11 protein-coding genes and 1 pseudogene are annotated in these 13,078 nt (G+C 36.2%); 8 read left to right on the forward strand and 4 right to left on the reverse strand.

Going from position 1 to position 13,078, the window contains the following annotated elements; all coding sequences use genetic code 11:
• Positions 1-16: 16 nt before the first annotated feature.
• From qoxB to A6J74_RS13365, 6 genes and pseudogenes are all read left to right on the forward strand, one after another.
• A complete protein-coding gene (gene qoxB / locus A6J74_RS13340) occupies positions 17-1,951 on the forward strand; it encodes a cytochrome aa3 quinol oxidase subunit I (RefSeq protein ID WP_000762376.1) in 1,935 nt (644 codons plus the stop codon).
• 13 nt (positions 1,952-1,964) lie between these two features.
• Entirely contained in the window at positions 1,965-2,567 is a 603-nt protein-coding gene (qoxC, locus tag A6J74_RS13345) for a cytochrome aa3 quinol oxidase subunit III (protein WP_000729314.1), read from the forward strand.
• Positions 2,568-2,879: a cytochrome aa3 quinol oxidase subunit IV gene (qoxD, locus tag A6J74_RS13350; RefSeq protein ID WP_000531386.1), complete on the forward strand. Its 312-nt coding sequence runs from the start codon at positions 2,568-2,570 to the stop codon at positions 2,877-2,879.
• A 222-nt stretch (positions 2,880-3,101) separates the two neighbouring features.
• Positions 3,102-4,931: a monovalent cation:proton antiporter family protein gene (locus tag A6J74_RS13355; protein WP_000399997.1), complete on the forward strand. Its 1,830-nt coding sequence runs from the start codon at positions 3,102-3,104 to the stop codon at positions 4,929-4,931.
• A gap of 52 nt (positions 4,932-4,983) precedes the next feature.
• Complete coding sequence (locus A6J74_RS13360; RefSeq protein ID WP_073990674.1) at positions 4,984-5,241, forward strand: DUF4022 family protein; 258 nt, start codon at positions 4,984-4,986, stop codon at positions 5,239-5,241.
• Between the two features lie 14 nt (positions 5,242-5,255).
• Positions 5,256-5,626 (forward strand): annotated as a pseudogene (locus A6J74_RS13365) (GNAT family N-acetyltransferase).
• Between the two features lie 107 nt (positions 5,627-5,733).
• Here the strand turns inward: A6J74_RS13365 and A6J74_RS13370 are convergent.
• From A6J74_RS13370 to A6J74_RS13380, 3 genes are all read right to left on the reverse strand, one after another.
• On the reverse strand, positions 5,734-6,162 hold the full coding sequence (locus A6J74_RS13370; RefSeq protein WP_001223560.1) for a hypothetical protein: 429 nt from the start codon (positions 6,160-6,162) through the stop codon (positions 5,734-5,736).
• Positions 6,163-6,166: 4 nt separating this feature from the next.
• Positions 6,167-6,367, reverse strand: coding sequence for a helix-turn-helix transcriptional regulator (locus tag A6J74_RS13375; protein WP_000301176.1), 201 nt, complete (start codon positions 6,365-6,367; stop codon positions 6,167-6,169).
• A 186-nt stretch (positions 6,368-6,553) separates the two neighbouring features.
• Positions 6,554-7,846, reverse strand: a complete 1,293-nt coding sequence (locus tag A6J74_RS13380; RefSeq protein WP_000487216.1) for an NCS2 family permease — start codon at positions 7,844-7,846, stop codon at positions 6,554-6,556.
• Positions 7,847-8,112: 266 nt separating this feature from the next.
• On the opposite strand from A6J74_RS13380, the gene A6J74_RS13385 reads away from it, so the two are divergent.
• Both A6J74_RS13385 and A6J74_RS13390 read left to right on the forward strand, forming a co-directional pair.
• Positions 8,113-9,504: an amino acid permease gene (locus A6J74_RS13385; RefSeq protein WP_001164887.1), complete on the forward strand. Its 1,392-nt coding sequence runs from the start codon at positions 8,113-8,115 to the stop codon at positions 9,502-9,504.
• Between the two features lie 181 nt (positions 9,505-9,685).
• Positions 9,686-11,233: a DNA-binding protein gene (locus A6J74_RS13390; protein ID WP_000791528.1), complete on the forward strand. Its 1,548-nt coding sequence runs from the start codon at positions 9,686-9,688 to the stop codon at positions 11,231-11,233.
• 35 nt (positions 11,234-11,268) lie between these two features.
• On the opposite strand, the gene A6J74_RS13395 is transcribed toward A6J74_RS13390, so the two are convergent.
• Positions 11,269-12,990: a DUF2339 domain-containing protein gene (locus A6J74_RS13395; RefSeq protein WP_000656749.1), complete on the reverse strand. Its 1,722-nt coding sequence runs from the start codon at positions 12,988-12,990 to the stop codon at positions 11,269-11,271.
• Positions 12,991-13,078: the final 88 nt, after the last annotated feature.

A 13,078-nucleotide genomic window follows, 5' to 3' on the forward strand; every position in this document is an offset into this window, starting at 1 on the left:
GATTGGAGTGAACACAGTGAAGCTTGATGAATTCTTTGTCACAGGTGACCCGATTATTTACGGTGCAGACGCTTCTATCGTTCTTGTGACATTAGCAATCATTTTCGTACTAACAAAGTATAAAAAATGGAAGTGGCTTTGGGATGAATGGTTGACAACTGTTGACCATAAAAAAATCGGAGCCATGTATATTATTTCTGCGGTTATCATGTTATTCCGTGGTGGTATGGATGGTTTAATGATCCGTGCACAATTAACATTCCCAGAAACAACTTATTTAAACGCTGAACACTATAACGGAATCTTTACAACACACGGTACAGTTATGATTCTTTTCATGGCGATGCCATTCGTTATGGGATTAATGAACCTTGTAGTACCATTACAAATTGGTGCTCGTGACGTTGCATATCCGTTCTTAAATGCTTTAAGTTTCTGGTTATTCTTTGTCGGAGCAATGTTATTTAACATCGCTTTCGTAATCGGTGGTTCTCCAGACGCTGGGTGGACTTCTTACTTCCCAATGGCAGGTACAGAGTTTACTTCTGGTGTAGGAAATAACTACTACGCAATTGCATTACAGATTTCAGGTCTCGGTACGCTAATGACCGGTATTAACTTCCTTGTTACTATCTTAAAAATGCGTACACCTGGTATGACTTTAATGAGAATGCCAATGTTTACTTGGTCAATCTTAATTACAACAATTATCATTATTTTCGCTTTCCCAGTATTAACAGTTGCTCTTGCATTAATGACATTTGACCGTCTATTCGATGCTCACTTCTTTACGATGGCGAGCGGCGGTATGCCGATGTTATGGGCCAACCTGTTCTGGGTATGGGGTCACCCTGAAGTATATATCGTTATTTTACCGGCATTCGGTATTTTCTCTGAAATCATTAGTACATTCTCACGTAAACGTCTATTCGGTTACAGTGCGATGGTATACTCAATGGTTGCAATTTCTTTACTAAGTTTCGTCGTATGGCTTCATCACTTCTTCACGATGGGTGCAGGTCCAGCGGTTAACTCATTCTTCTCGATTTCGACAATGGCGATTTCGATTCCAACCGGGGTTAAGATCTTTAACTGGTTGTTTACACTGTATAAAGGACGTATTCGTTTTACAGTTCCAATGCTCTGGTCATTGGCATTTATTCCAAACTTCGTAGTCGGTGGGGTTACAGGGGTTATGCTTGGAATGGCAGCAGCTGATTATCAATACCATAACAGCTACTTCCTAATTGCTCACTTCCACTACGTATTAATCGCAGGTACAGTATTCGCTATGCTTGCTGGATTCACATTCTGGTATCCAAAAATGACTGGTCATATGTTAAATGAACGCCTAGGTAAATGGACATTCTGGATCTTTATGAGCGGATTCAACATCTGTTTCTTCCCAATGTACTTCTTAGGTTTAGACGGTATGACTCGTCGTATGTACACTTACTCTGAAAGTCTTGGATGGGGATGGCTAAACCAAATCGCATCTGTTGGTGCGGTAATGATGGGTATCGGCTTCCTACTTCTTTGCTACAACGTAATTTGGAGTGCACGTCACGGTGAACGTGACACAACTGGAGATCCATGGGATGGTCGTACACTTGAATGGGCAACTCAATCTCCTGTACAACATTACAACTTCGCGAAGCTTCCTGAAATTAAAGAAGCTGATGCTTTCTGGTACATGAAAAAACGCGGAGAAACAGTTACACCAGCAGCAGAAGATTTAAAACCAATTCACATGCCAAGTAACTCTGGTGTGCCTATTATTGCGTCTTTATTCTTCGGTCTTGCAGGTTTCGCATTAGTATTTAGCTGGTTCTGGCTTGCAGCAATCGGCGGCGTTGGTATTTTAGCTTGCTTAATCTATCGTTCATTCGATTACGACGATGGTTACTACGTAAGTGTTGATGAAATTAAAGAAACAGAACATATAGCATGAGAGGTGAAATGACATGGCGGCTTTAGATAAAAGCTTACCTTTGGAATATCAATCCGAACAAAGCAGATTGAATATCCTAGGATTCTGGATTTTTCTTGGGGCTGAAATTATGCTGTTCGCAACACTTTTCGCCTCTTATCTAGTCCTTGCTGGTCGTACGGCAGATGGCCCAACTCCAGCACAACTGTTTGAACTTAAAACGCTTTTAATTCAAACATTACTACTTTTAACAAGTAGTTTCACATGTGGTATCGTAATTCACGAAATGCGTAAGCACAACCAAAAAGCAATGCTTGGATGGTTCATCCTTACATTACTTTTAGGTGCAGGTTTCCTATTCTTTGAAATCGAAGAGTTCATTATGTACATCGGTGAAGGCGCAACAATTCAAACAAGTGCGTTCCTATCTGCATTCTTCGTTCTTCTTGGAACGCATGGTGCCCACGTAACAGGTGGTATCATTTGGGCAACTTGTGTTATTATCCAAATTTTAAAACGAGGTTTAACACCAGTTACAGCTCGTAAAGTATTCATTATCAGCTTATACTGGCATTTCCTTGATCTTGTTTGGGTCTTTATTTACACACTAGTTTACTTGAACGGGATGGTGGCGTAAATGGGTCAAAATAACAACCAAGCAAACGGGCATGCGCATAGCGGATTCCCTTGGTCACACGTTTTCGGATTTATTTTATCGCTTGCACTAACGTTTCTAGCGTTATACGTGGCACTTTACACAACATTACCACTTTCAACAGTCTTAACAACTATTATCATAATGGCTGTTGCGCAAGCTTTATTACAATTAATTATGTTCATGCATTTAAAAGAAGGAGAAGGAAGAGTCCAAATTCTTACAATGATATACAGTTTCTTCGTTGCAACTGCAACAGTTGGTTTAACTGTATGGATCTTCTTCTCAATGTAATGTACATGAAAAAGACTGCTGAGATTCCTCAGCAGTCTTTTTTTATTCCCCCTCCCCTATTACATCCACATTACGGCATTAACAGCAGAATCATGAAAAATATACTTATTATGACAAATGTTAAGAAAACTCTTTCTTTATGAAATCGAATCCATATGCGTTGATTTTCTACCTATTATATGGCTAAATAGGTACTATATTTATTTGAAGGGAGAGAACGCAATGGAACATCATACTTCTGTTCTATCACTTATGGTTGTAGTTGCAATCGCGTTTTTCGTTCCCCTTTTGTTACAACGCTTTAAATTAAAAGCACTTCCTGTCGTTGTTGCAGAGATCATCGCAGGAATCTTTGTAGGTAAAAGTGGGTTTAATATTATTGAGCCAGATATGTGGCTCCAAGTTTTATCAACACTAGGATTTATCTTCCTCATGTTTTTAAGCGGGTTAGAAATTGACTTTTCTATTTTTAAACAAAAAGGGAAAAAAAGTACGAAAAACGAACCGAACACATTCCAAGCAGCAAGCATTATTTTCTTGTTTATTTTCATCTTATCTTATGCCCTATCATTACTATTCGTATGGCTAGGATTTGTAGATAATGCAATGTTCATGACTTTAATTATTTCAACTATTTCTTTAGGTGTTGTCGTACCAACATTAAAAGAGAATAACTTAGGAAAAACCGCAATCGGACAAATCATTTTATTAGTCGCTGTTATTGCAGACTTAGTTACAATGATTTTACTCGCCGTATTTGTCGGATTAAATTCTGAAAGCGGCCAAAGCATGTGGCTCCTACTCCTTCTATTCGGAGCAGGTATTATCATTTACTTTATTGCAAAACGCTTCAAAAACATCCCATACTTAGATAGCTTAAAAGCTGGTAGTGTACAAATTGATACTCGAGCTGTTTTTGCACTTATCTTAATTTTAGTAGGGTTATCTGAATCTGTTGGTGCAGAAAATATTTTAGGTGCCTTCTTAGCAGGTGTACTCGTATCGTTATTATCACCAAATGAAGATATGGTTGAAAAACTTGATTCCATCGGATACGGTTTCTTCATTCCTATTTTCTTCGTAATGGTTGGTGTAAATCTAGAAGTCTGGTCTATTTTTAAAGAACCTTCTAGTATGCTAATGATCCCAATTTTAATTGTAGGACTCTTTATTTCAAAACTTTTACCATCACTCGTCCTACGTAAATGGTATCCGCGTAATATCGTACTCGGAAGTGCCATCTTATTAACATCAACACTTTCCTTAGTTATTGCGGCGGCACAAATTGGTGAAAAACTAGGAATCATCAGCCCAAGTTTATCCGCTTCTCTTATTTTAAGTGCAGTTATTACTTGCATTTTTGCACCTATATTATTTAAAAAGATGTTCCCAAAAGTGGAAACACCAAAACCGAAAGTATCTATTATTGGCGCGAGCAGAATTACTCTTCCATTATCACTTGATTTAAAACGAGAAGACTATGATGTAACGCTATATATGATGCGCCAAAATAAAATAAATGATGAGGAAGCGAAATCACATGACTTCCCTATCGTGAAATTAGATGATATTACAATTGAATCATTAACTGAACGAACAGCATTTGATGCAGATCGCGTTGTCGTTGCAACAAGTGATGATGAACAAAACTTATTATTAGCAGAACATGCGAAAGAACTAGGTGTTGAACATGTCATTGCAAGTGTAGAAGATCCACTTCTACAAGAAAAAGCAACACAAGAACATATCGCTGTATTCTCGACTATTAACTCTACACGGATTTTATTACGTGCTCTTATCGATAAACCGAGTCTCGTTCGTTTAATTACAACAGCGAACGAAACAGTACGTGAAGTTGAACTACGTAGCAATAAATATAACGGCATCGAGCTTCGTCGCCTTCCATTTTTAGGTGATGTACTTGTCATCCAAATTTACCGAGGTAATAAAGCATTAATACCGCATGGTGATACGAGGTTACAACATGGTGACACACTGCTTGTAACAGGTTCAAAAGAACATATTAATACACTAAAAAACATATTAGAATAGAAAATGCCCCTCACATAATTGAGGGGCATTTTTTTCCATTCTATATGGTAAAATGTTACTATCACATATTATGGGGATGGATCACATGATGTCTATTGTAACTTTAGCTCTATTATTATTAGCGGAAGTACTCGTTGCTATTATTCTCATCGGTGTTAGCATTGAAATTTGTAGTTACGGCTGGAAAAAATCAACTGGCGTCAAATATACTTGTCTCTTGCTTTCGCTCCTTCTTGGAACCGCTAGCATACTCGGACTTTTCGCTGCACCTGCCTATTTCTTTATACAACTAACAGAAAAAGGCTTATAAGGAAGGATGTTAATATAATTACCGTGAAATGTATTGATGCATCTGAAACTTGCGTATTACGTCAAAAATTTTCACACCCGAATCAAACAGTAACAGATTGTAAATACTCTTCCGACTACGAAGCAGATACCTTTCACTTAGGTGCTTTTCTAAGCGATGAACCGATTAGTATCGCTTCCTTCTCAAAAAAATATACCCTGACTTACCAACAGGTGTTCATTATCGACTACGTGGAATGGCAACATTACCTAACTTTCGAAACAAACACGCTGGAAGCTCCTTAATTCAAAAAGCGTAACAAGTCTTGCAAGAGCGTAAAGCAAATATTTTATGGTGTAATGGCCGAATTACTGTAACTGACTATTACAAGCGCTTAGGCTTCTAGGAACATGGTGTAATCTTTGAAATTGAACCGATTGGCCTTCATAAAGTATTGTATATAAAAAGATATAAGAAAAGCTTTCCGCAATACGGGAAAGCTTTTCTTATATTTCAATCTTCACTTTTTATTTTTTTCATATATATGTATATAAACAAACTAGGAACTAAAAAACAAGCAACCATAATAAGTCCTGTCATACTAATTTCCTTTATCGAAATATCTGGTGTTACAATGATACAAATAGCTAAAATCCCAATAATAATACCTACCGGAATGAATAATAGTTTCATAAAATAGCTGCGTGATACTCCGCCCGTATGCTCATACACTTGCACCGAATTTTTTAAGTTTAAAAAGTTAATACCTATTATCCCGCACATAAATACCATTAATAAATCCGAAATACTTTCATATCCTGCACCTTGCAAAACATAGCGATAAAAAACAATACCTAGTATGACGATATTTTGTAAGATGAAAACGAGTCTAATATGTTTTAGCCCCTCAATCATTAAACGTTCATCTTTCACGATTCTCATCCCCTCACTCCTCTTCCTCCCAAAATAAATCATTTAATGTTTTATCTACCGCATAACAAATTTTCAAACATAAATCTAAAGACGGGTTGTATTTCCCCTTCTCAATTAAACTAATCGTTTGCCTTGTAACGCCTACTTTTTCTGCTAATTTTTGCTGTGTTAAATCTAACTGAACACGCGCGACTTTTATTTTACTTACAGCCATTCATGTTCCTCCTCTACCTTAATTGTAACATATATATTCCATTAAGTAATTTATATTTTGCGTAATTAATTTAATTTTCACTTTCCCCCGCTATTTGCGGGTAATAAACCCCTCACTAATTATAGTTTCACTTTATTATACACAAAAAAGGAGCCTCTCATAAGAAGCCCCTCTTCTATATCTATATTATAAGAATAAATGACATCCAAATAAAATTGTAAATAAGTATAGTAACGGATGTACTTCCATCCCTTTCCCTTTCACAATCTTTAAGACCGGATACACTAAAAATCCGATTGCAATTCCATTCGCAATACTAGACGTTAACGGAATACCTACAAAAATTAAAAATGCTGGTAATGCATCTTCAAACTCATCCCAATTAATATCACGAATACTTTGTGCCATTAAACTACCGACAATAATTAATGAAGGAGCTGTAATAGCAGCTACACTTGATAAAGATGCAATTACAGGACTGAAAAATGCCGTTATAATTGTTAGTCCAACAACTACAATACCTGTTAATCCCGTTTTACCACCCGCAGCAATACCAGCTGACGATTCAATTGTCGCTGCTGTTGGGCTTGTACCAAAGATAGAACCTGTCGTTCCGCCAATCGCATCTGCAATAAACGCTTTACCAAAACGTTTCTCTGTATTATCTGTAATTAAACCTGCTTGTTTAATTAAACCGAGTAATGCACCTGTCGTATCAAATAAAAGTACAAGTAAAAATGAAAATACAACACCATATAATCCATACTGAATTACATCTGAAAAGGCATTGATTGGATTTGAAACGATAATACCCTCTGGTAAATGAGGCATCGCTACAATTTTATCCTCAAACTTCAGTTGCCCCGTAAAGAAGGCGATAATTCCTGTCACAATCATACTAATAAATAATGCACCACTCACACGTAATACCATTAATACCGCAGCTAAAATTAAACCAATTAAAGTTAAAATAACGGCTGGTGAATGAAAATCACCAATCGTAACTAAATTAGATGGATGATCAACGATAATTCCAGATAGACGTAATCCAATAAAAGCAATAAATAGTCCAATTCCACCTGCAATTGCATGCTTTAAACTATCAGGAATTGCGACAATTAACTTTTGCCTAAATGAAGTGAAAGATAATAAAAGAAAAATAATACCTGTTACAAATACTGCCGAAAACGCAATGACATATGTAATCCCCTCTGCCTGTTGAACAACAGAATAAGCAAAATATGCATTCATCCCCATAGCTGGAGCAATAACAATTGGATAGTTAGCTAAAAACGACATACATAGCGTCCCAATAACTGTCGCAATAATAGTTGCCGTAAAAGCTTGATCAAATGGTACACCTGCATCAGATAATATTTTCGGATTGATGACAAGAATATACGCAAATGTAAAAAAAGTTGTGATGCCAGCTAAAAGCTCTTGCTTCACAGAAGTGTTATATTGTTGTAATTGAAACATGCTTATGTACCCTTCCTACATCTGAATTATTATCACACATTCTTTTCTTACTAGTATGTGAGAAAATATAATACTTAATCTTAACAATCAATAAAAAGAAGAGTCAATATATTCTCTAATAGTGAGAATTTTAAGTTTAAGTCTGACAACTTCAGATGTAGTACAGTTCTTTTATGATTATTTTTGTAGCATAACAGATAGAAATGTTTTATAATTTGAAATAGTTAAATATTTAGGTAGCTCATTCTACAAGGGGGATTCTTCTTATGCAGCACACAAACAAATCTGGAACTTTAAATCGAGGTTTAAAAGAACGACATATTACTTTAATGTCACTCGGTTCAGCTATTGGCGTTGGACTATTTTTAGGATCTGCTTCTGCTATTAAACTAGCTGGTCCTTCCATCTTACTAGGTTATATGATCGCTGGACTCGTTATTTTTTTCATTATGCGAGCGCTCGGAGAAATGGCAATTGAACAACCGGTTGCCGGTTCTTTTAGTAAATACGCTAATGATTATATCGGCCCACTTGCTGGCTATATTACTGGTTGGAACTACTGGTTCTTATGGGTTGTTACTTGTATGGCTGAAATTACGGCGGCTGGAATTTACATGCAGTACTGGTTCCCAGATATCCCGCGCTGGACTTGGGCACTACTCGCTCTATTATTAATGAGCGCTTTCAACTTCTTATCAGTAAAAGTATTTGGAGAACTTGAGTTTTGGTTTGCTCTCATTAAAATTGTCACAATTATCTGTATGATAGTAGTTGGAGCTGGCATTATTTTATTCGGATTCGGAAATGGTGGTATCGCTACTGGTATTTCAAATCTTTGGTCACATGGTGGCTGGTTCCCAAATGGATTTTCCGGATTACTACTCTCCTTACAAATGGTATTATTCGCTTATTTAGGCGTTGAACTAATTGGTGTTACAGCTGGTGAAGCTCAAAACCCGAAGAAAACACTCGCAAAAGCTATCGATAACGTATTTTGGAGAATCCTAATCTTTTACGTCGGGGCATTATTCGTTATGATGGCAATTTATCCATGGAACGAACTTGGTGAGAAAGGAAGTCCATTCGTATTAACATTCCAACAAATCGGCATTGCAAAAGCAGCAGGTATTATTAACTTTGTCGTATTAACAGCTGCACTTTCTTCTTGTAACGGTGGTTTATTTAGTACAGGGCGTATGCTATTTACATTGGCACAACAAAAGAAAGCTCCTGAAAGATTCGGTCGTTTAAATAAAAATGGGATTCCAAGTCAAGGAATTGTAGCAACGGCTATCGTTTTACTTGTTGGTGTTATATTAAACTACCTTGTGCCTGCAAAGGTGTTTACATGGTTAACTAGTATTTCAACTTTCGGGGCAATTTGGACCTGGGGAATTATATTAGTCGCTCAAATTAAATTCCGTAAAGGATTATCAACTGAGAAAAAAGACAAGCTAACGTATAAAATGCCTTTACATCCATTAAGCTCTTACTTCTCACTTGGCTTCCTTGCACTTGTACTATGTATAATGGCGTATTCAGAAGATACACGAATTGCATTAATCGTTGGCCCAATTTGGCTTATTGGCTTAGCTATCGTGTATTACATGAAAGGGTTTCATAAGATTGATGAAACACCTACTTCAAAGATTAGTTAAACAATTTATCCCTTCCTTATTAATTGGAAGGGGTTTTTTATTGTCTATATAAATATTTCTCAACAAAATTCACGGTATTTTTACAATTTTTTAATATTTTTTACGTTTTCTGTCTTTATTTTTTCAGAAAAATAAATTACATTATTAAAGCACATATATTTATTATTAGGGGGATTCTTCTATGAAGAATAAAAAATGGATTACATTTTCTTTAGCAACAGCAATTACACTTAGTATGGGGAGTTCGTTCATACCGTCTACTTATGCCGAAAGCTCTGTAGACCCAGCTCCTGAAATTGCTGCAAAGGTTGTAAATCAAAACAATGGGAAGAAAGTATTATTTGATAATACGCACGGTCAAACTGCAGGGACAGCTGACTGGGTTATTGATGGCGGCTTTTCTGATTTCGGAAACGGCATTGCCCAAAATGGATATCATGTAAAAGAACTTCGTAAATCAACACCTATTACATACGAAGACTTAAAAAATTACAACGTGTTTATCGTTCCAGAGGCAAATATTCCTTACAAAAAATCTGAACAAGATGCAATGTTACAATATGTAAAAAATGGCGGCAGTATCTTCTTCATTGCCGATCATTATAATGCAGATCGTAATAAAAATCGCTGGGACTCTTCTGAAGTATTTAATGGATATAGACGCGGTGCTTGGGAAAATCCCGCAAAAGGAATGTCTAACGAAGAAGCAAACTCACAAGCTATGCAAGGAGTAGAAAGTTCCGATTGGCTATCTAATAATTTTGGTATTCGCTTCCGTTACAATGCACTTGGTGATGTTTCAGCTAAAAACATTGTTTCGCCTGAACAATCATTCGGAATTACACAAGGTGTTTCATCGGTAGCAATGCATGCTGGTTCTACTCTAGCAATTACAAATCCAAAACTAGCAAAAGGACTTGTTTATCTTCCAGAAAACCCATCAAAATGGAATAACGCTGTTGATAGTGGTGTTTATAACGGCGGTGGCGTTGCAGAGGGTCCATATGCTGCAATTGCAAAAGTAGGACTTGGAAAAGCTGCCTTTATCGGTGACTCTTCTCCTGTTGAAGATGCTACGCCAAAATACGTTCGTGAAGATTCTGGCCAAACAAAGAAAACTTACGATGGTTATAAAGAAGAAAACGATGCTGTTTTACTAGAAAATATCGTAAATTGGCTATCGAAACAAGAGACATTTACAAGCTTAGATCAAGTAAACGGTTTACAACTTGATTCACCTACTGCTTTACAAACATTTGAACAACCAAGCTTATCAACAGAGCCACAACCAGAACCTTGGAGTGCACCAAACGCTGGTTATCAATGGTTTAATACAAATACATTTAAACCTGGTTCATACGGATATAACGGCGCCGTAACAGCAAACGATTATGTGATTACACGCCCTAGCATTCTACCAAACAATGAAGTGTTCCAAATAAAGATTCAAGTAAACAACTTATTACCTAATACAACTTATAATAACTATTCTTTAGGTATCTTCACGACTGGCGGAACACAGGTAGCAAAAGTCCAAAATACAAACGGCACTTGGCCATCTACTTTCGGATATAGTAGCGCCTTCTCATTCACAACAAACAGCTTTGGTTCCGCTGAAAAAATTGTGAACGTACAACTTGATTCAAATACAACTGGACAAGCAACACTTCGTCTACGCCAAAATACAACTGCTAAATATAATGAAGCTGTAACGATTAATAAGAAGTAAAAGAAAAGGCAATCCACATGCGGATTGCCTTCTTCTCATTTCTCTTCTTTTGAGAAAAACATTCTGGAAATGACGATACCTATACTACCTACAATTAAGAATAACACTGCCCTGATCATCATTGAAACTTCTGGTAAGTCTAGAAGGAATAACTTTCCTATCGTTACTACTAAAACAACTAAGCCAGCATACAATATTTCATTCATATTTTTATTCCGTCCAAGCCAAACTGCAAATAATGCATATACCATCCATAATAACGATACTGATACGCTTATTATACTTCCATCTGTAGAAAGAACTTCGCCAACTCTAGTAATTGTAATAAATACAATGACCATGAACCAATAGAGAGCTATAGAATAAACATATTTTCCAAAACTCGTTAATACATCTTTCGCTCGTTTCATGCAATAATAAAATGTACCTATTAAAATAATATGAGCAACAAACCCAGCTGAAACAAAATGATCAAACGGGCTAAAAATCGTCTGTACCATTCCAATCGCATAAATAGTGGCACTTACATACAGTTTAATTTGTTGTTTTGCTTTAATAGAAGTAACCATACCGAGAAAACCTTGTAACAATAATACAATTGCTGCATTCACTAAACTGTACTCGTATAAAATCGCTAAACTAAATGACCCCATTGCAAAACCAAATAAGAGATTTGCAAATATAGACTGTTTATTCTTCCTATATTCAAGTACAAACATAACAGTATGCACGAGTGCACTTATGACCAATCCCCACGTAGTAAAATCAGGTATTTTTACAATAGATAAAATAAAGAAAACGGCATTTGTACTAAATATCGCTACTCTTGCTTCTTGTATAAACTCTCTCTCTGAAAACATATGCCAAAATAACAGCAAATGAATTACACCATATACAATCGTTAACTGTATTTGCAAATTCTCTACTAATATCGACATAACAGCAAAGAAGACAAACAGGACAATGGCAGCAACAACATAAGAAATCATATATAAGTACTTATAACGATTTTTCAACGCATACCATAATAAACTAAGTGTTAATATCGTCTCATATCCAAAGAAAATATAAGGATTCGGAGTCGTACTATTTAACAAGAACGGAACGAAGAAAGCTCCGACCGCTACGAAGATAGTAAGGTATTCCGATTGATACTTTTTCGCTAAATAAATCCCTAAAATAACCCATACAATATTACAGATAAACGCAATACTTGCTGGAATAAATCCATATAAATAATGTGCCGCAAACGTCGTTAAAACAATGCCTGTAATACTTCCTCCAGCTAATACTAACCCTAACGCTTGCCGCTCTCGTTTAATTTGAATATCCCCTATATAATACAAACCGATAGATAAGGCGATACCAAACACAATTCGTATCGCTGGTGTTAATAAACCAGCATCTACCCCTGCTTTAAATAACCAAATAACCCCAAGTAGCATAATACCGACAAATATACGCGGCAACCATGTTTGGCAAAACTTAATAATATTGAATGGTTCCGGTTTAAAAGCAGATATATTTACTTGTTTTTCCTCAACTTTTTGCACGGGCTCTTTGATCTTTACTACATCTTCTTGTAATTTTTCATCTATTATCGTTTCGATATATACTTTCTTTTCCTTACTAACATGTTGCTGAGCGTTTTCTACTTCTATTTCCCTTTGTTTTGCTTTCAACTCAAAAAGTGCTTCTTGCATCGTTTCAATTGTAGTTTCGAGTGCTTCTATTTTCTTATTCAAATCTTCCTTCATATGCTCCCCCCTCACCATTCATTCGAAACCTATATATTACCAATTATCTTTATCATACTCTTAGTCTATTCATTTTTAAAACTATTTT

This window comes from Bacillus sp. FDAARGOS_235 (genome assembly GCF_002073415.2).
In the GTDB taxonomy this organism is placed as follows: domain Bacteria; phylum Bacillota; class Bacilli; order Bacillales; family Bacillaceae_G; genus Bacillus_A; species Bacillus_A toyonensis.